The following is a 17,767-nucleotide window of genomic DNA, read 5'->3' on the forward strand; positions in this document are numbered from 1 at the left end:
ACTGGGCTAGTTAGGCCCGAAAGTTATCCACAGTTCGAGAAGAAAACACGACAGATAGGCCAATGGCGCCCGCGCCGGTGTGCAACGCGATAACGTCGACAAGCGGCTCAACCATCACCCTGGAGCCTTCCGGCAGGGCCTCGCGCAGCATCTCAGCGAGCTGCTCGGCCGCCTCGGAGGCATCCGCGTGCTGGATGGCGACGAACACCGGCTCGCCGCCTGCCCGCTCCCCGACCAACTCGGTGAGTTTTGCAAACGCCTTCGACTGCGTGCGCGTCTTCCCCGCGAGCTCGAACTTGCCGTCCTTAATGTGCAGGATCGGCTTGTTGGCCAAAAGCGCCGCCGACAACATCGCAGTGCCGGTAGGCAGACGGCCGGATTTGCGCAGGTCGTCCAACTGGTGCACGTAGAGCCACGTCTCGGAGCGTGCGATGGTGGATTGCGCCATCGCCTCGCACTCGTCCAACGTCGCGCCTTCCTCGGCCACGGTCGCCGCCGCCATCGCCGCCGCGCCGACCGACATTCCGGCCGCGTCCGTCTCTACGACGCGCACCGTCCCCGGGAACACCCCCGACGCCGCCACGGCGGCCGACCAGGTGGAGGAAAACGTCTTCGACAGGTGCAGCGCCACCACCCCGTCGTCGCCGCCGCGCTCGAGTTGGCGCGCGTAGCAGGCGACGAGTTCGAGGGAGGTCAGGCCGGAGGTGGTTTCGTCGTCAAGCACGTGTAAGTCGACGACCGTGATGCCGAGCTCGCGGACGATCTCGTCCGGCAGCCCGGCAGACGAGTCCACCACAACGCGCACGGCCATCAGTTGCTGCCCCGATTCCAGGCCTCAAGGTACCACTGGGTTTGGGCGGGATCGTCGACGCGCGGCATCGCCACCAGCCGCGACGTGTTCGCGTTGCCGAGGCCCTTCATCAGCGGGTACTGCGCGACGTCGAGGCCCAAAAGCGAGGCCGTCAGCGCCGCGATCGTGCCCCCGTGCGCGACCAACAGCACCGCCGAATTGCCCCACTCGTGATAGGTGTCCAGCAGCTCGTCGACCACCGCGCGCGAGCGCTGCGCCACATCAATGCGGCTTTCGCCCTCCGGCGGCGCCCACGTCGGGTCCGAGCGCCACAGCGCCCGCGCCCCGTCGTGCGCGGTGTCCACTTCGTCGTGGGTTTTGCCCTGCCACTGGCCGAGGTGGGTTTCTCGCAATCGCTTATCGACGACCACCTCAACGCCCAGGTCATCTCCCACCACACCGGCGGTGTCGCGAGCGCGCGTGAGATCCGACGAGATGATCTTCTTAATGCCGAGGTCGCGCAGCTCCTTGGCCGCCGTGTGCGCCTGGGCGATCCCGCGCTCGGACAGGTTGGTGTCTAGCTGCCCCTGCATGCGGCGGGTGGCGTTGTACTCCGTTTCGCCGTGGCGCAGCAGGATGAGTCGGCGCTGCATTTAATACTCGTCGTCCGCGACCTCGGGGCCCTCGCCGGCCAGCGGCAGGTCCTCGAGGTTCTGGGCCTTGCGCAGCTCGTCTTCGTCGCCAAACGACGCCGGGCGGTTGTACGGCTCGAGGCCCTCGACCTCGATGGCCGGGCAGTCGGCGTACAGGCGGTCCAGACCGTAGAACTCGCGCTCCGCCTCACGCTGGATGTGCACGACGAAGTTGCCGTAGTCGAGCAGCACCCAGCGGTTCTCGCGGTTGCCCTCGCGGCGCTTCGGCTCCACACCCAGGTCGGTGAGGTCTCCTTCGACCTCTTCGACGATGGCGGCAACCTGGCGCTCGTTGTCGGCGGAGGCGATGACGAACACGTCGGTAATAGCCATGACGTTGGACACGTCGATGACGGCGATGTTGGTGCCAAGCTTCTCGTCGGCGGCCTTGGCGGCTACCTTGGCGCGGTCGATGGAGATCTGCGGAGCAGTCAAGTGGGAACCCTTCGGCTATCGGACAAACAGACTTGGCCATTGTCCCACGACAATGGCCGTGATTGCCAGCTAGGCGTACAGGTCGTTCTTGGCGATGTACTGCACCACCCCGTCCGGCACGAGGTACCACACCGGCCGGCCCTGCGAGGCGCGCTCGCGGCAGCCTGTCGACGAAATCGCCATCGCCGGGATCTCCACCAAGTGCACGCGCTCCTGGATGTCGGCGGGCAGCATGTCCTCGCGCAGCTCGTAGCCGGGGCGGGTCACGCCGACGAACTCGGCTAGCTCGAACATTTCCTCCCAATCGTGCCAGGACATGATCGACGCCAGCGCATCCGCGCCGGTGATGAAGTAGAGCTGCTCGCCCGGGTACTGCTCGCGCAGGTCTTTGAGCGTGTCGATGGTGTAGGTCGGGCCGCCGCGGTCGATGTCCACCCGCGAGACCGAAAAGCGCGGGTTGGAGGCGGTGGCGATGACCGTCATCAGGTAGCGGTCCTCCGCGGGCGTGATCTGCCGGCCCGCCTTCTGCCACGGCTGGCCAGTAGGCACGAACAGCACCTCGTCGAGGTCGAACCGGTCCGCAACCTCGCTTGCCGCCACCAGGTGGCCGTGGTGGATAGGGTCGAAGGTTCCGCCCATGACGCCGATGCCCATGCGCTTCTACCTCCCGGCCGGCAAGAAGTGGATGTCGACGGACTCGATGAACAGCAGCGACATGCCGATCACGCCGGCGGCCAGCGCGCCGGCAATGCCGAGGATGGCGCCGAGCGCGAGGTCACCGGACTCGTCGTCGACCCACTTCGCTTTGCCGGAGCTGCCCGGTGTACCGACCTCTTCCTCGACGCACTTTTGCTTCAGCGGCTCGCCGTTGCTGTCGAGGATTCGGTTGCCTTGCTCGTCGACAAGCCACGTGCAGGTTTCTTTGACCCGCTTTGTCTCCTCGGTGTCGCGTACGAGCACATCGGCCGACGCGCTGGCAGGCGCCGCGGCAAGCAGCAGCGCGGCGGCGACGGAGGTGGAAATGGTGCGTTGCATTAGCGGTATCGTACTTGATCCACAAAGCGACCGAAAGAATCCGAAACCTGGTTGTCCCAGCGCGAGCGCCAACGGTAGTAGCGCGCGTGGTTGCCGCCGGTGGGCTGGGCAGCTTGCAGCGTCTGGATGGACAGGTCGCACACCGCGTCCAGCGGCAGGCAGTAATTCACGCGGTTGCGCGTCGCCGCCGCCGTCTTGGTGTTAAACGGCAGGAAGCCGAGCATGCCGCCCGCGCCGCCACCCGGCACGCCGACGGTGGACCAGTCACCTCGCGCCGTGTTCGGGTTGCCGAAATACACCACGCCCGCCAGCTGCCCGCGCCGCGCCAGTTCACGCTCGTGCTCGAGCAGGATCATCGCGCCCTGGGAGTAGCCGGACAGGACATACTTCGGGTGGCAGCCGGTGCGGCGCTCGTAGTTGTTCACCATCTGCATGACACCGGTGCGGCCGATCTGCACCGAATCTACAAACTCCGTGGCCGCCCGGCGCGCCATGAGGAACACCGGGTTGGCGTACTGCAGCGCGAGGGCGAGTGCTTGCAGCACGGTGCCCGGCACGGCGACCTCGGGCACGTCGTACTCGGGGAACGTCGCCGGGTAGTAACGCGGCTCCAGCCCGATGACCTCGACGTCCTTCATCAGCGAGTTGCCGCCGTGCGTGGCAGCGTAACGACGCTCCGCGTGCTGCAAGAACGCACGAATCGTCTCACCCTCCCAGCCGTTGGAGGTCCACGGCGCGCCGTAGGAGTACTTCGTGCGGTAGATCTGCGTGTTTTGACCCGATCCACGCGCGGCGATGACGGCCACGGCCGGGCAGCGGGTTTGCGCCTCAGCTTCGGGCGCGGGGGCGACGGGCGAGAGCGTTGCCGCAACAGCTGTCACAAAAGCGGCGGTGAGCAGCGCGAACTTGGTGCGCCAAGAGGTCGAGGTTTTTAACACGCGGATAGACTAGCGCACCTGGCCCGACCCTTCCAGGATCCATTTTGTGGTGGTCAACTCCGGCAGCGCCATCGGGCCGCGCGCGTGCAGTTTCTGGGTGGAGATGCCGATCTCCGCGCCCATGCCGTACTGCTCCCCGTCCGTGAACGCGGTCGAGGCGTTGAGCATGACGGCGGCGGCGTCGACGCCGTCGGCGAATCGTCGTAAAGCATCCGCGCTTTGCGACGCGATCGCCTCCGTGTGCCCGCTCGAATACCGCGTGACGTGCGCAATTGCACCTTCGACGCCGTCGACGACGGCGCTCGCGATGTCCATGCTGAGGTACTCCTCGGCGAAGTCCGCCTCCGTCGCGGGCACCACTTCCGCGCCGAACGCGGCGTGCGTATCGACGTCACCGTGCACCTGAACTCCAGCCCCCTGCAGCGCCTCGATGACGGCGAGTTTGTCGTGGTCGGCGAGAGCTTCGTCGAGAAGCACGGTCTCTGTGGCGTTGCACACGCTCACCCGGCGGGTCTTGCCGTTGAGCAGCATCGTGATCGCTTGGTCCAGGTCGGCGTCGCGGTCGATGTAGAAGTGGCAGTTGCCCGTGCCGGTCTCGATGGTGGGCACCGTCGCGCCTGTGACCACAGCGTCGATAAGTCGGGCGCCGCCGCGGGGAATGACGACGTCGACAAGCCCGCGCGCGGTGATGAGCTCGCGCACCGAATCGTGGCTTTCGCTCGGCAGCAGCTGCACTGCCTCGCGCGGCAGGTCGTGCGCGGCGAGCGTGTCCTGCAGCACCGTGACCAGCGCCTCGTTGGAATGCCGCGCCGTCTTCGAACCGCGCAGCAGCGCCGCGTTGCCGGATTTGAGCGCGAGGCCGAACGCGTCGACGGTGACATTGGGACGCGCCTCGTAGACCATGCCCATCACGCCCAGCGGGACGCGGACCTGCCGCATCTTGATCCCGTTAGGCAGCGTGCGGCCGGTGAGCACCTCGCCCACCGGATCCGGCAGGCCGGCGACCTGACGCAACCCGCCGGCGATACCCGCGATGCGCTCGTCATCCAGCGCGAGGCGGTCCAGCACCGACTCCGCCAGCCCGGCGTCGCGGCCGGCTGCGAGGTCGCGCTGGTTAGCGGTGAGGATATCGTCGGCACGCTGCTCGAGCGCCTCGGCCGCCGCGCGCAACACCGCATCCTTGGCCGGGGTCGGCAGTACTGCGAGCTCCGGGGCGACGGCTTTCGCGCGGCGGGCCTTGTCCAGTACCTCGCTCACGCTAGTACCCCGCGTCCACGTCAACCTCGGTCGCCATTGTCTCCCCGGCCGCGAACTGCTGCCAGTTCGTCGCTGCCAGCCCGCCGATGCGGCGTAGCGTGAAACGCGGAATGTTCGCCACGTGCGGGGTGATCACGCAGTTGTCCATGTCCCAGAGCGGGTGGTCGTCGTTAAGCGGCTCGGGCTCCGTGACGTCCAACCCGGCGCCGCGCAACGTGCCGTTTTTCAGCGCGTCCGTGAGCGCTTGCGTATCGACGAGCGGCCCCCGGCCCGCATTCACCACCACCGCCGAGTCCTTCATCGTGGCGATGCGCTCCGCGTCGATCATGTGGCGCGTCTCCTCCGTCAGCGGGGTGATGAGCACGAAGTAGTCGTTGTCGGCCCACACGTTATCGGCGTCCTTCATCGCCACGGTGCGATCGGCGCCGTCGACCGGGTTGCCGGAGCGGTTCACCGCGGTGATCTCCATGCCGAACGGCTCGAGGAAGCGAATCAGTGTCTTGCCGATCCCGCCCGCGCCGATCAGCGCCAACTTCTTGCCGTCGAAGAGGTATTCCTTCTCCTTGAAGATCTGCTTGTTGTTCCACTCACGGTCCACCGCCTTTATGCGGTGCTCGACGGCAAGCAGGAGGGCGAGGGCGGATTCGGCGACGGTGTCGTCGAAAAGCCCGCCCGCGTTGGCGAAGCGCACGCCGTTGTCCGCGTGCTTGGCCAGGATGCCGGCCTCGAGTAGCGCTTCCACGCCCGCGTACATGAGCTGCACCACCTGGACGCTGTCCGGGAGCGTGTCCGGGAAATCGTCCGGGCCGCCGCCGAACAGAATCATGTCCGGGTTGCCGTCGATGCCGACGTGCTCGTGGCCTTCCGCCTCGAGGGCTGCAATCGGCTCGTCTTTGGGCTTGGGCAAAATCGCGAACTTCATGCCCGCCCAGGGTAGCCATTACAACCGTGAGGCGTAGTTGCTCAAGTAGTCCGCGTGCACGACGGCCCGGCGCTGGTGCTCGGCTAACTCCTCGGAGTGCTTGCCCAGCATGGTCGCAAGTTCGGCGGCGTCGTAGGCTACCTCGCCGCGGCCGATCGCCTCGGAGTCGGGGCCTAAGATCTCGACGATGTCGCCGGCGTGGAACTCACCTTCGATGCCCGTGATCCCCACGGCGAGCAGGCTGGTGCCGCCGCGGGTGACGGCGTCGACGGCGCCGGCGTCGAGACGCAACACGCCCTCGGCGTCAGCGGCGTAGAGCGCCCAGAACTTCCAGGCGTTGAGTTTGCGCTCGGGTCGGGTGTGGAAGACGGTGCCCACCTGGGCATCGCCGAGCGCGGCGTCGATGTTGGCGGTCGCGGTGAGCAACACCGGCACGCCCCCGCGGGCGGCGAGGCGCGCGGCGGAGACCTTCGCGGCCATGCCACCGGTGCCGAAGACGCCGCCGTCGCCGGCTTGGACGTCGGTGAGGTCGTTGCCGGTGCGGACTTCGTCGATACGCGTGGCACCTGGCTCGGCGGGGTTGCGGCCGTAGAGCGCGTCGACGTCGGACAGCAGCACCAGCGCGTCCGCCGAGATCAGTGTTGCGACGATCGCGGACAGCCGGTCGTTGTCACCGAAGCGCATCTCGGAAGTGGCCACCGTGTCGTTCTCGTTGACAATCGGCACCGCCCCTATCTGGCGCAGCCGGTCGATGGTGCGCTGGGCGTTGCGGGCGCGCTCGCGCGAACCTGCATCGGCCTGGGTGAGCAGCACCTGGCCGACCGTGCGGCCGTAGCGCGCAAACGACCTCCCCCACACCTGCGCGAGGTGGATCTGGCCGACGGACGCGGCAGCCTGCTTCGACGCCAGATCGCGCGGCCGGGCGGCCAACCCGAGCGGCCCCATACCCGCGGCGATCGCGCCGGAGGACACCACAATGACTTGGGAACCGCGCGCGATCCTATTTTCAATAGCGTCGACGATTCGGTCGATTTTCGCCGGATCGAGCGCGCCCGACTCGTTGACCAGGGAACTTGTGCCGAGCTTAATGACAATGCGCCGGGCGTTTGCTATCTCTTCGCGCAGGGAAACCATGCCGACTAAGCGTACAGCCTGTGGATAACGTTTCGAGGGCTATCCACAGGCCGTTGTCCGTTTCGCGTTTTCGGGCAATGATCACGGCATGAACGAATTTGACACACTCCTCGCCGCGAGCGGCATCGCGCTGGTTGAGCATTTCGACCGGCAGCGGCTTCTCGACGCCGGCTTCAGCCCGCGCCGCATCGGCGAATGGCGCATGGTCCACGCCGTGTATTTCGGCGCCACCAGATGGGCCGCGAAGCAGCGCGAAGCCCTCGAATTGGCGCGCGGGTCGGGGTTTACGTTGGACCAGCTGGTGCTCGTCGAGAAGCAATTGCGCCCGCTTGACGACGACTCCACCCGCTGGAAACTCCGCCACACCCTGCTTAAATTCCGCGGCTCGTACGAGGCGCTGCGCCGGCACGCGAAGGAGATCGTCCCGCAGCCGCCGAAGCAGAAGCCGCGCGCACAGGTGATCTTCTTCGCCGCGCAGATGGGGATGCGCACGATGCTGGTCACCGCCCCCGAGCGCGACATCACGGACATCGAGACGGCGCTGCGCACCGGGCTCGACCCGACGCTGCCGGAGGCGCCGCAGATGGTCGGGCCGCTTCTCGACGCCATGCGCTCCGAGTCCGGCATCCCCCACGCGGTGCCGCGCCCGGCGGTGCTGGTGCCGCTGCCCGAACACCTCAAGATCCTGGCCGGCGATGGTGACGAGGTGCTCCTCGGCTGCTCCGACGGCACCACCATGACCGGCGCGGAGTACCTGCAGCGCTTCCACGGCGCTGAGTTAGAGGTCGCGCTGTTCCACCCCGAGGCGGGGCCGGTGAACCTGTACCGCGGCGCGCGGTTTGCCAACCAGAAGCAGCGCGACCTGCTGCGTCTCGCGCAGCCGGTGTGCGCCGCGCCAGACTGCAAGCGCGCCGCCGACCACTGCGAGGCCCACCACATCACCCCGTGGGCGCGCGGCGGCGAGACCAACCTGGCCAACCTCGCGCCGCTGTGTCGCTACCACAACCGGGTCAACGACGATGTTGGCACCGGCAAGCGCGGCCATATCGTGCGCCGCCGCGGCAGGCTCTACTGGCGCTCCCCGCGCGGCTACCTCGTGGCGAACCGGTGCGGCAACCGCGGCGCGATGGAGCTGCTGTTCGCTTAACGACGACCCCACGCAGCGGGCCTCCCCCGCTGCCACTTTGGCATGCCGTTTTTAGCCCTGCCAGCGCTCGCGGTCGGCTTGTTCGCCGGTGCCGTAGTCGTATTCGTCGATAAGCCCGCGCCTTGCCTGGGACGCGCGCTTGCGCTCGGCCGCCGAGACGCGGTCGGTGCCGCCGAAGCGGGCGTCCTGGCCACGGCCTGCAAGGGTCGGGTCGCCGCCGATGGACGGCTCCCAGTCGAAGGAGATCTCGCCGATGGTGACGGTGTCGCCCTCGTGCGCGCCGAGCTTGCGCAGCATGTCCTCCACGCCGGCCTTGTTCAGGCGGTCCGAGAGGTAGCCGACGGCCTCGTCGTTTTCGAAGTCGGTCTGGCGCACCCAGCGGTCAACCTTCTCGCCGGTGACCAGCCAGCCTTCCGGGTAGTCCGGGTCGCGCACGACATCGATACCGGTGGAGCCGGAACGGCCGACGGCGCGCGGACGGATGACCTCCGGCTCGGCGGCGCGGGTGGCCTTCGGTCGCGCCTTGCGGGACGCCTTCACGATCTCCCACATCGCCCACTTCAGCTCGTCGAGCCCATCGCGGGTGGCGGTGGAGATCATGTAGACCGGCCAGCCGAACTTCTCCTCGATGTCCTCGCGCAGGAACTCGGCTAACTCCTTGGCTTCCGGCACGTCCATTTTGTTCAGGACGACGATGCGGGGGCGCTCGCGGAGGTCGCCAAGCCCGGAATCCATGTCCAGCGCATCGGCGTAGGAGTCCAGTTCGTGCTCGAGCGCCTCGATGTCGGAGATCGGGTCGCGGCCGGGTTCCATCGTCGCCACGTCCACGATGTGCGCGAGCACCGCCGTGCGCTCAATGTGGCGCAGGAAGTCCAAGCCAAGCCCCTTGCCCTGGCTCGCCCCCGGGATGAGCCCCGGAACGTCCGCGATGGTGAACGTGTCGTGGCCGACGGTAACCACACCCAGGTTCGGCGCAAGGGTGGTAAACGGGTAGTCCGCGATCTTCGGCTTCGCGGCTGAGAGCACCGAGATTAACGACGACTTCCCCGCCGACGGGAAACCAACCAACCCGACATCCGCCATGGACTTCAGTTCCAGGATGAGGTCGTGGGCCTCGCCCGGCTCGCCTTTCAGCGCAAAGCCTGGGGCCTTGCGCTTCGCATTCGCCAGCGCGGCGTTACCCAGGCCGCCGTACCCTCCCTCGGCTGCGATGAAGCGGGTGCCAGGCACAGTGAGGTCCGCAAGCACCTCGCCCTTCTCGCTTCGCACGACAGTGCCCACCGGCACCTCGAGCACGAGGTCCTCACCGCGCGCGCCGTTGCGCATGTCGCCCTCGCCGTTGCCGCCGCGCTTCGCCTTCACGTGCGGGCGGTACTGGAAGTCGAGCAGCGTGTGCACCTGGTTGGATACCTCGAGGATGATGTCCCCGCCGTGGCCGCCGTTGCCGCCGTCGGGCCCGCCGAGCGGCTTGAACTTCTCGCGGTGGACGGACACGCACCCGTGCCCGCCGTCGCCGGCTTGCAGGTGCAGGGTGGCACGGTCAACGAATTGCGCCATGGGAACCGCCTTTCTTCACAACACGGACGATGATATGCAAAAAGCGCCGCCGGCCCGAATGCACGGACCCGCGGCGCCGGTAGCGTCGATACGCTTACGCGGTTGCGGTGTCTTCCTCGACAACGCCTGCTGCCTCGGCCTGCTCGAGGACCTCGGAAGCAACGCCGGCGCCATCAGCCGGAACGATGTTGACGATGCGACGCTTGCGCTTGATGCCGAACTGCACCGAGCCGGAGGTCAGTGCGAACAGCGTGTCGTCGCCGCCGCGGCCGACGTTGTCGCCCGGGTGGAACTTGGTGCCGCGCTGACGGACGATGATCTCGCCGGCCTTGACCTGCTGGCCACCGAAGCGCTTCACACCGAGGCGCTTGGACTCAGAGTCACGACCGTTCGAGGAGCTGGATGCACCCTTCTTGGTTGCCATAGTTCAAATTCTCCTAGTGGTTACTTGATGCCGGTGATCTTGACGGTGGTCTGCTGCTGGCGGTGGCCCTGACGGACCTTGTAGCCGGTCTTGTTCTTGTACTTCAGAATGTCGACCTTCTTGCCCTTGCCCTGCTCAACGATCTCTGCGGAGACGTTGACCTTGGCCAGGGCGTCGGCACCGGAGGTGACTTCTGCGCCATCAACGAGAAGGATCGGGGTGAGTTCGACCTTGTCGCCTGCTTCACCCTCAAGCTTCTCGACCTTGACGAGGTCGCCTTCGGCAACCTTGTACTGCTTGCCGCCGGTCTTGACGATCGCGTACATAGAGGGTTACCCCTTATCTCTACTCGCCCAACCCCGGCATGCACGGGGTCGGAATGGAACAATTCTGAGCGTTTCGGGGCCCATCGTGAGCCAGCCGTGCCCGCATGCGAAGGCAACGAGGCGGCACGCCCCAAAACAGCGACTGCCAAAGACTACACCGCCGTGGCGTTTTACTCCAAACCGCGCCCGCCGCTGCGCCGGGTGGCACGCCTGCGTCCCCGCCGCGGGGTGCTTGCTTGACGACGAGCCTCCCGCTCCGGCTGCTGCCGTTCCCGCTTCCGCCCCTGCGCCGGCTGCTTAGCCTGCTGCGCCGTCGGGTTTGTCTTGCGCACGGCGCGGCGGCGGCCGCGGCGGTTCGTGGTTGTGGTGACCTCGGCGCGGGTCTCGCGCTGCGACTTCTCCGGCTTCTCAGCCTTCTTGGGCTGCTCAGACACAGCCTCGAAATCTTCACGGCGCGGCTTGTGGTCCGAGCGGGAGTTGCCACGGGTGCGGCGCTTGCGGCGCGGCGAGGACTCGAACTCGGCGACGGCCTCCTCGTAGGACTGCTCAGACTGCGGCTCGTCGGCCGGCTGCTGCTCCTGCTGTTCCGGCTGCTCGGGCGCCTCGGCACGGCCGCGGCCCCGGTTGCCACCGCGGCGGCCGCGCTTGCGACGCGGCTTGTCGTCGTCCTTCTTCTCCGGCTGCTTCTCCGACGGGGTGTCCGAGAAGATGGAGTCGAGCAGGTCGTCCATTTCGTCGTCGTTAAGCGAGGGCTTCGGCTTGGGCTTGGACGACTTGCGCGGGCGTGCGGGCTTGTCGGGGATTTTGGTTTCGGGCTCGACGGGGTCGTCGGAAAGCACGACGCCCCGGCCGCCGCAGCAGTCGCACGGGGTGGAGAACGTCTCCAGCAAGCCGGTGCCGAGGCGCTTGCGGGTCATCTGCACCAGCCCCAGCGAGGTGACCTCGGAGACCTGGTGACGGGTGCGGTCACGGCCGAGGGCCTCGTTGAGGCGGCGCAACACGAGTTCCTGGTTTTCGGGCAGGATCATGTCGATGAAGTCGATGATGATCATCCCGCCGATGTCGCGCAGGCGGATCTGACGCACGATCTCCTCGGCGGCCTCGAGGTTGTTCGACGTGACGGTCTCTTCGAGCGAGCCGCCGGAGCCGGTGAACTTGCCGGTGTTGACGTCGATGACGGTCATGGCCTCGGTGCGGTCGATGACCAGCGTGCCGCCGGACGGCAGCCACACGGTGCGCGACAGGGCCTTCGCGATCTGCTCGTCGACGCGGTACTCCTCGAACGCGTCCTTGCCGTCGTGGGCGTTCCGGTCGTACTTCTCCACCCGGTCGAGCAGGTCCGGCGCGACGGATTTCACGTAGGCGTGGACGGTGTTCCACGGCTTCTTACCGTCGATGATCAGCGAGGTGAAGTCCTCATTGAACAGGTCGCGGACCACCTTGACCAGAAGGTTCGGCTCCTCGTAGAGCGTCACCGGCTTCGCGCCCTTGGCGTTTTTCTCCTTCTCCGCCTGCTCCTGGATCGCGGTCCACTGGGTGTGCAGGCGGTTCACGTCGGCGGCAATAGCCTCCTCGGACACGCCCTCGGCAGCGGTGCGGATGATGGCACCGCCCTTGCCCGGCACGACCTCGGCAAGAATTTCCTTCAGACGCTTGCGCTCCGGGGCCGGTAGCTTGCGGGAGATGCCGGCGCTGCGCCCGCCAGGCACGTACACCAGGTAGCGGCCCGCGAGCGAGATCTGGGTGCTCAGGCGCGCGCCCTTGTGCCCGATCGGGTCCTTGGTCACCTGCACCAGCACCTGGTCGCCGGACTTCAGCGCGTGCTCGATGCGGCGCGAGCGCCCACCTAGCCCCGCGGACTTCCAGTCCACTTCGCTGGCGTAGAGCACGCCGTTGCGCCCCTGCCCGATATCGATAAACGCGGCCTCCATGCTCGGCAGCACGTTTTGCACGCGGCCTAAGTAAATGTTGCCGATCATCGACGCCTGCGCGTCCGAGGTGACAAAGTGCTCGACCAGCAGCCCGTCTTCGAGCACGCCGACCTGGGTGATGCGGCCGTGGCCGTCGTGACGGTCGCGCTCGCGCACCACCATGTGGCGCTCGACGGATTCGCGGCGCGCCAAAAACTCCGCCTGGCTCACGATCCGGGAACGCTTACGCTGCTCCTCGCGACGCTCACTGCGACGGCGGCGCTGGGCCTCCAGGCGCGACGACCCCTTGATCGCCACAGGCTCGTCGTTATCGCTTTGCTTCTCGACGACCTCCTCCACCGGCTCCTTCTCCTCCGCCGGCTTCGCCGCACGGGTGGCGCGGCGGCGCTGGGAGCGCGACGGCGCCTTGAACAGCGGCGCGCGGTTGGCCGGCTGCTGCTCCTCCTCCGGGGCGGGAGTGACGTCCGGTTCAACGTCGGTCAGCGGTGGTTCGTCGTCGGTGGGCTCGTCGTCGGCGGCGGTGTCATCGTCAAGCGCGAGCTCCGCGTCGACCTTCTCCTCGATCTGGTGGATCTCGTTTTCCACGTCCTTGCGGACCCGGTTGCGGATCTTCTCGTCGGCGTCCTTGTCACGCTTCGGGTCGGTGTCGGCGGTGCTGCCGGCCGCGAGCGCGTCGAGCAGCGTCTCGGCCTCCGCCTTCGTCAGCGTGGACTGTGCGACCTTAACCAGGCCCATCTCGCCGAGCGCGACAACCAGGTCCTTCGACGGGACACCCAGCTGCTTCGCCAGCGTGAACACACGGGTCTTCTCCGACAACGACGACCGGTCAAAGTCGGCGACAGGATTCGATTGTTTCTTAGCCAAAGCGGCACGCTCCAGTTGTCTCGCCGCCGCGCACCGCGGTGTCCGGGCGCTGGCGCAATTCGCCGAGCGGCCGCGCGGCACACCGTGCGCAGGCGGGGTTTTGTGAAAGTTTCTCAGCAGCGGGCCCGAAAGCCCGTCACTTGCCCCTCATTGTTGCACAACTTCCGGCGCCGCGACCGCTTACGCCCCCGCGAGACGCAGCAGGTCCGTCACCGCCGCCACGGGCGCGTCGCGGTGCATCTCGGTCACCGCCGAGCCGATGGCGATCTGCGCCACGCGCGACGCGCTCAAGCCCTCGATGCCGGCTTCGCGCATCATCTCGGTGATCATCTTGTGCAGCTCCGCTAAGACCTGCTCCGAGTAGTCGCGGATCTCGCCTTCCTCGCGTTCGGATTCCACAAACGCGTAGACCACGTTGCGCGTGCGCTCCACACACCCGCAGCCGATGATGTCCACCACGGATTCGGCGAATTGCACCGGATCGGTCAGGTCGACGTCGCCGCCCATGACGTGTTTGAAGGCGTGGCGGCGTTCGTCGAATAGCTTCTCCAAGCAGGTGACGACCAACTTTTCGCGCGTGGAGTAGTAGTAGCCGATCGAGCCGACCGGCACGCCCGCGGCCGCGGCTACCTGGCGGTGGGTGACCCCGCGCAGTCCTTCATCCAGAAGCAGCTTAATCGCCGCGTTCAGGATCGCGGCGCGCTTTTCCACGGCACGCGCCTGCTCTCCACGTCGAGACACCTCTTCCTACCTTTCTCAACAACCGTTACATGCAAGACTATTTATACATAAAGTCCGTGAAAATGCTAACCCAGATATAAGAAAACGGCACCCGCGCCGACCAGGCGCAGGTGCCGCAGCAACCTTACGGCTTAGAGATTCGGGAACCAGATGCCGATCTCTCGCTCGGCAGACTCCGGCGAATCGGAGCCGTGCACGACGTTCTCGCCGACAGTTAGCGCGAAGTCGCCGCGGATGGTGCCCGGGGTGGCCTTGGACACCGGGTCGGTGCCGCCGGCGAGCTGACGCCACGCCTCGATGGCGCGCTCGCCCTCAACGATGCCGGCCACCAGCGGTGCGGAGGTGATGAAGTCCACCAGGTCGCCGAAGAACGGCTTGTCCTTGTGCTCCGCGTAGTGCTTCTCCGCGGTCTCGCGGTCGGCGGTGCGCAGGTCGAGCTCCGCGAGCTTCAGGCCCTTGCGCTCGATACGGGCAATGATTTCGCCGACGTGGCCATTTGCCACGCCGTCCGGCTTGATCAGGATCAAAGTACGTTCAGTCATAGCCCGGGATTCTACCTAAGCGTCCCGCACGATGCGCGTCGCATCCTCCTGGCTCGTGCCGCGGAACCACAGCTGCACCTGCTGCACCGCCAGCTGGAAGTTGCCTTCGTCTTTGATGCGCTGGATGGTTTCGCGCTGCTCGTCGTCAAGCACCGGCGGTTCATACTCGCGCAACTTGTACTGCTCGTAAAACCCGATCACGAGAAACAGCCCGGCGAGCACGATCGAGGCGGTGCCCACCCAGCCGGGAATCGCGGTGTACGCGGTGACCACGGCGGCGATCGAGAACACCGCGGCGAGGACGAAACTCAGGATGCGCATGCTTTTGTTTATAACCCATGCCGTACCCTTTCCTCCATGTTCCACCGCAGCCCGCTTCCGGATATCGCCCTGCCGGAAACCACGCTGTTCGCATTGCTTGACGACGACTCCCCCGCCCTCACCGAAATCGACACCGGCCGCAGCGTCACCTACGCCGAGCTGCGCGCGCTCGCCCTCGGCACGGCGTCCGCGTTGGCCGCGCGCGGGGTCGGCCCGGGCAGCGTGGTCGAGCTGCGCATGCCGAACTCCATCAACTTCGCCGCAGGCCTGCTCGGCGCCTCGGCCACGGGCGCGACCGTGTGTTTGATCGGGCACTCGTTGCGTGACGACGAAGCCCGCCACCTAGCAACCCTCGCCGGCGCTACCGACCGCGTGCGTGCCGACGACATCCGCCCCGGCACCTTCACCCCAGTGGGCGACCCCGATGACGTGGCGGTCATCCCCTTTTCTTCCGGCACGACCGGGCTGCCGAAGGCGGTCGAACTGACCCACCGCGCCGTGACCGCCAACGCCGCGCAGTTCAACGCCGCACTCGCCGCCAGCGGCATCGGGCCGGGCGGCGAGGTTGTGGCACCCCTGCCCTTTTCACATATCTACGGGCTGAACACGCTGCTGTTGTCGTCGCTGGCCGCCGGCCGCCACGTGTACACCGCCGCGCGTTTCGACTTCGCCGAATTCGCCGCCGCCCACCGCGGCCGGGCCATCGACATCTCCTACATCGCCCCGCCGATCGCGCTCGCGCTGGCAAATCACGCCGACCCGGCCGACTTCGCCGGCACCCGGTTCATGGTCTGCGGCGCCGCCTCCTTGGACACCTCCCTCGCCCGCACGGTGGAGCGCCGTATCGGCGTGGAGATCCTTCAGGGCTACGGCACAACCGAATCCGCACCGGTGACCCATGTCGGCATCGCCGGAAAGTCGGACCCCGGCACCATCGGGTTTGCGCTGCCGAACACGCAGTTCCGTTTAAGCGACTCAGGCGAGCTGCTCGTGCGCGGCCCCCAACTCATGCGCGGCTACCTGGGCAACCCGGACGCCACGGCGGCTGCGATTCGCGACGGCTGGCTGCACACCGGCGACATCGCGCGCATCAACAGCGATGAGACCGTCACCATCGTCGACCGCGCCAAGGAAGTGTTCAAGTACCACGGCTTCCAGGTCGCGCCAGCGGAACTCGAGGCGCTGTTGATCACCCACCCGCGCATCGCCGACGCCGCCGTGACCGCCCACACACGCACCGTTGGCGGGGTGGCTGAGGAGGTGCCGCGTGCGTTCGTCGTTAAGCAAGGTGCGCTGGACGCGGAAGAAGTGATGGCGTGGGTCGCCGCACGCGTCACGCCGTACAAGAAGGTGCGCGTGGTCACGTTCGTCGACGCGATCCCGCGCAGCGCGGCAGGCAAAATCCTGCGGCGCGAACTTACGTCCCCAGGTGCTGAGTGACCAGGTATCCGTGGCGCATGCGCTGAATCATCTCCGAGCGCAGGCGGATAATGAAGTACCACACGATGCCGAAGATGATGCCCACCGCGGTGACCGACCAGTGGATGAAGAAGCCCAGGATTAGCGGGATCTGCAGTGCCAGGTCGATCCAAAGCGCGCCCGGCTTGCGCTGGAACGCCGCCATGACCACGTGCGCGACGCCGATGACGGTGATGTAGACCCAGTTGAACGTGGTCCAGTGCACGCCGTCGTCAACCTTGAGGATCACCGTGAGGATGAGCAGCACCGTGATCGCCTCCATGATCAAGGTGCCGGAAAGGACGCCACCGAGGCCCGCCATCGGGTCCTTGACAGGCTGTTTGCCGGGCCCGAGCGGGCCCATCTCGAGTTGCGTCTTCTTTCGTGCCATGGGGTTATGGTAGCTGCCCGCTTACAACCCCAGGTAGTCGATCACCGCAGCAGCGACATCCACCCCGGTGGTCTTGCTCAGGGAGTGGAACTGCGCGTTGGAGTTCACCTCGCCCACCAGCGGCGCGTCCGCGTCGAGGAAGTCCACCGAGCCGATCTCGAGGCCCAACGCGTCCATCGCTCGGCGCGCGATATCGATGTACTCGGCCGGCGGATCCCACGGCTCCGCCCGCCCGCCGCCGGTGACGTTCGCGCGGAAGTCCCCGCCCTCACCGAAACGACGCATCGCAGCCACCGGAGTGCGACCCACCATGTAGATCCGCGCGTCGCGACCCCGCGATCCCGCCACGAACTCCTCGGCGATCACCGGCGATGGATGGGCCTCGCGAAGCACCTCGATCAACTCATCTTCGTTGTCCACCAGGAACACCCCGCTGCCCCACGAGCCGACCGCGTGCTTCGCGACCACCGGATACCCCAACTCGCCCACCGCGCGCGCGAACTCGCTTTCGGCCCACTCCTCCGCGTCGAGGTTTCGGTACGCAAGCGGCGCAGTGATGGTCCGCGGATGGGCGATGCCGGCCTTCGTCAGCGCGGCGTGCGTGTACGCCTTGTTGTCGCACAGCGCGATGCTTGTCGACGAATTCACGCACCGCACCCCGCACGCCTCCAATTGGGCAACCGCGGCGACGTCCTTGTCCATGATGAACGCCACCTCCGGCGCCTCATCCAAGTGCGTCACGGCGTAGTCAGTGGTCACGCGGGTCAGCTTGCCGCCTGACTTGGCCACAAGCTGGTCGAATTGCCACTCAAACTTGTCCCAGTGCAGCCACCGGTTGGTCACCAGCCAGGCAGTGGTCACG

20 protein-coding genes are annotated in these 17,767 nt (G+C 66.9%); 2 read left to right on the forward strand and 18 right to left on the reverse strand.

Going from position 1 to position 17,767, the window contains the following annotated elements:
- Window positions 1–10 precede the first annotated feature (10 nt).
- The 9 genes from IAU68_RS08890 to proB form a co-directional block, all read right to left on the reverse strand.
- A complete protein-coding gene (locus tag IAU68_RS08890) occupies window positions 11–811 on the reverse strand; it encodes a DegV family protein (protein ID WP_171192936.1) in 801 nt (266 codons plus the stop codon).
- On the reverse strand, window positions 811–1,443 hold the full coding sequence (locus tag IAU68_RS08895; RefSeq protein WP_171192937.1) for a histidine phosphatase family protein: 633 nt from the start codon (window positions 1,441–1,443) through the stop codon (window positions 811–813). The genes IAU68_RS08890 and IAU68_RS08895 overlap by 1 nt, the downstream gene beginning before the upstream one ends.
- The gene (gene rsfS / locus IAU68_RS08900) at window positions 1,444–1,917 is read right to left on the reverse strand and encodes a ribosome silencing factor (RefSeq protein WP_171192938.1); all 474 of its coding nucleotides are present in this window, start codon (window positions 1,915–1,917) and stop codon (window positions 1,444–1,446) included.
- Between the two features lie 69 nt (window positions 1,918–1,986).
- Entirely contained in the window at window positions 1,987–2,571 is a 585-nt protein-coding gene (gene nadD, locus IAU68_RS08905; RefSeq protein ID WP_231699012.1) for a nicotinate-nucleotide adenylyltransferase, read from the reverse strand.
- A gap of 6 nt (window positions 2,572–2,577) precedes the next feature.
- On the reverse strand, window positions 2,578–2,952 hold the full coding sequence (locus IAU68_RS08910; protein ID WP_171192939.1) for a hypothetical protein: 375 nt from the start codon (window positions 2,950–2,952) through the stop codon (window positions 2,578–2,580).
- Window positions 2,952–3,890, reverse strand: a complete 939-nt coding sequence (locus IAU68_RS08915) for a cutinase family protein (RefSeq protein WP_231699013.1) — start codon at window positions 3,888–3,890, stop codon at window positions 2,952–2,954. Before IAU68_RS08915 ends, IAU68_RS08910 begins: the two co-directional genes overlap by 1 nt.
- 9 nt (window positions 3,891–3,899) lie before the next feature.
- Window positions 3,900–5,171 carry a glutamate-5-semialdehyde dehydrogenase gene (locus tag IAU68_RS08920; protein ID WP_171192940.1) on the reverse strand — a complete coding sequence of 424 codons (1,272 nt, stop codon included), beginning with the start codon at window positions 5,169–5,171 and terminating at the stop codon, window positions 3,900–3,902.
- A complete protein-coding gene (locus IAU68_RS08925) occupies window positions 5,149–6,069 on the reverse strand; it encodes a D-isomer specific 2-hydroxyacid dehydrogenase family protein (protein WP_171192941.1) in 921 nt (306 codons plus the stop codon). Before IAU68_RS08925 ends, IAU68_RS08920 begins: the two co-directional genes overlap by 23 nt.
- A gap of 18 nt (window positions 6,070–6,087) precedes the next feature.
- Window positions 6,088–7,203, reverse strand: coding sequence for a glutamate 5-kinase (gene proB / locus IAU68_RS08930; RefSeq protein ID WP_171192942.1), 1,116 nt, complete (start codon window positions 7,201–7,203; stop codon window positions 6,088–6,090).
- Window positions 7,204–7,291: 88 nt separating this feature from the next.
- Here proB and IAU68_RS08935 point away from each other — a divergent pair, with 88 nt between their 5' ends.
- Complete coding sequence (locus IAU68_RS08935) at window positions 7,292–8,350, forward strand: HNH endonuclease signature motif containing protein (RefSeq protein ID WP_171192943.1); 1,059 nt, start codon at window positions 7,292–7,294, stop codon at window positions 8,348–8,350.
- 51 nt (window positions 8,351–8,401) lie between these two features.
- Here IAU68_RS08935 and obgE read toward each other — a convergent pair whose 3' ends face one another.
- The 7 genes from obgE to IAU68_RS08970 all read right to left on the reverse strand — a co-directional run bounded on the left by obgE (window position 8,402) and on the right by IAU68_RS08970 (window position 15,056).
- A complete protein-coding gene (gene obgE, locus IAU68_RS08940) occupies window positions 8,402–9,907 on the reverse strand; it encodes a GTPase ObgE (RefSeq protein WP_171192944.1) in 1,506 nt (501 codons plus the stop codon).
- 94 nt (window positions 9,908–10,001) lie between these two features.
- A complete protein-coding gene (rpmA, locus tag IAU68_RS08945; protein ID WP_171192945.1) occupies window positions 10,002–10,331 on the reverse strand; it encodes a 50S ribosomal protein L27 in 330 nt (109 codons plus the stop codon).
- A gap of 20 nt (window positions 10,332–10,351) precedes the next feature.
- A complete protein-coding gene (rplU, locus tag IAU68_RS08950; protein WP_171192946.1) occupies window positions 10,352–10,657 on the reverse strand; it encodes a 50S ribosomal protein L21 in 306 nt (101 codons plus the stop codon).
- A gap of 170 nt (window positions 10,658–10,827) precedes the next feature.
- Window positions 10,828–13,404 carry a translation initiation factor IF-2 N-terminal domain-containing protein gene (locus IAU68_RS08955; protein ID WP_407928728.1) on the reverse strand — a complete coding sequence of 859 codons (2,577 nt, stop codon included), beginning with the start codon at window positions 13,402–13,404 and terminating at the stop codon, window positions 10,828–10,830.
- Between the two features lie 228 nt (window positions 13,405–13,632).
- On the reverse strand, window positions 13,633–14,193 hold the full coding sequence (locus IAU68_RS08960; protein WP_171192948.1) for a TetR/AcrR family transcriptional regulator: 561 nt from the start codon (window positions 14,191–14,193) through the stop codon (window positions 13,633–13,635).
- Between the two features lie 131 nt (window positions 14,194–14,324).
- Window positions 14,325–14,735, reverse strand: a complete 411-nt coding sequence (ndk, locus tag IAU68_RS08965; protein WP_171192949.1) for a nucleoside-diphosphate kinase — start codon at window positions 14,733–14,735, stop codon at window positions 14,325–14,327.
- A gap of 15 nt (window positions 14,736–14,750) precedes the next feature.
- Complete coding sequence (locus IAU68_RS08970) at window positions 14,751–15,056, reverse strand: hypothetical protein (protein WP_171192950.1); 306 nt, start codon at window positions 15,054–15,056, stop codon at window positions 14,751–14,753.
- Window positions 15,057–15,092: 36 nt separating this feature from the next.
- Between IAU68_RS08970 and IAU68_RS08975 the strand changes: the two genes are divergently transcribed.
- The gene (locus IAU68_RS08975) at window positions 15,093–16,496 is read left to right on the forward strand and encodes an AMP-binding protein (protein WP_171192951.1); all 1,404 of its coding nucleotides are present in this window, start codon (window positions 15,093–15,095) and stop codon (window positions 16,494–16,496) included.
- Here the strand turns inward: IAU68_RS08975 and IAU68_RS08980 are convergent.
- Both IAU68_RS08980 and IAU68_RS08985 read right to left on the reverse strand, forming a co-directional pair.
- A complete protein-coding gene (locus tag IAU68_RS08980; protein WP_171192952.1) occupies window positions 16,474–16,905 on the reverse strand; it encodes a DUF4233 domain-containing protein in 432 nt (143 codons plus the stop codon). The genes IAU68_RS08975 and IAU68_RS08980 overlap by 23 nt on opposite strands.
- A gap of 21 nt (window positions 16,906–16,926) precedes the next feature.
- The gene (locus IAU68_RS08985; RefSeq protein WP_171192953.1) at window positions 16,927–17,766 is read right to left on the reverse strand and encodes an ATP-grasp domain-containing protein; all 840 of its coding nucleotides are present in this window, start codon (window positions 17,764–17,766) and stop codon (window positions 16,927–16,929) included.
- Between the last annotated feature and the right edge of the window lies 1 nt (window position 17,767).

The organism is Corynebacterium lujinxingii, assembly GCF_014490555.1.
GTDB lineage: Bacteria > Actinomycetota > Actinomycetes > Mycobacteriales > Mycobacteriaceae > Corynebacterium > Corynebacterium lujinxingii.

Excerpts from the sequence above, each read along its gene's own strand:
- proB (WP_171192942.1), bottom strand. The coding sequence starts at position 7,203 with ATGGTTTCCCTGCGCGAAGAGATAGCAAACGCCCGGCGCATTGTCATT.
- rplU (WP_171192946.1), bottom strand. The coding sequence starts at position 10,657 with ATGTACGCGATCGTCAAGACCGGCGGCAAGCAGTACAAGGTTGCCGAA.
- ndk (WP_171192949.1), bottom strand. The coding sequence starts at position 14,735 with ATGACTGAACGTACTTTGATCCTGATCAAGCCGGACGGCGTGGCAAAT.
- IAU68_RS08895 (WP_171192937.1), bottom strand. The coding sequence starts at position 1,443 with ATGCAGCGCCGACTCATCCTGCTGCGCCACGGCGAAACGGAGTACAAC.
- IAU68_RS08890 (WP_171192936.1), bottom strand. The coding sequence starts at position 811 with ATGGCCGTGCGCGTTGTGGTGGACTCGTCTGCCGGGCTGCCGGACGAG.
- IAU68_RS08925 (WP_171192941.1), bottom strand. The coding sequence starts at position 6,069 with ATGAAGTTCGCGATTTTGCCCAAGCCCAAAGACGAGCCGATTGCAGCC.
- IAU68_RS08970 (WP_171192950.1), bottom strand. The coding sequence starts at position 15,056 with ATGCGCATCCTGAGTTTCGTCCTCGCCGCGGTGTTCTCGATCGCCGCC.
- IAU68_RS08980 (WP_171192952.1), bottom strand. The coding sequence starts at position 16,905 with ATGGCACGAAAGAAGACGCAACTCGAGATGGGCCCGCTCGGGCCCGGC.
- IAU68_RS08935 (WP_171192943.1), top strand. The coding sequence starts at position 7,292 with ATGAACGAATTTGACACACTCCTCGCCGCGAGCGGCATCGCGCTGGTT.
- IAU68_RS08910 (WP_171192939.1), bottom strand. The coding sequence starts at position 2,952 with ATGCAACGCACCATTTCCACCTCCGTCGCCGCCGCGCTGCTGCTTGCC.
- obgE (WP_171192944.1), bottom strand. The coding sequence starts at position 9,907 with ATGGCGCAATTCGTTGACCGTGCCACCCTGCACCTGCAAGCCGGCGAC.
- rpmA (WP_171192945.1), bottom strand. The coding sequence starts at position 10,331 with ATGGCAACCAAGAAGGGTGCATCCAGCTCCTCGAACGGTCGTGACTCT.
- IAU68_RS08975 (WP_171192951.1), top strand. The coding sequence starts at position 15,093 with ATGTTCCACCGCAGCCCGCTTCCGGATATCGCCCTGCCGGAAACCACG.
- nadD (WP_231699012.1), bottom strand. The coding sequence starts at position 2,571 with ATGGGCATCGGCGTCATGGGCGGAACCTTCGACCCTATCCACCACGGC.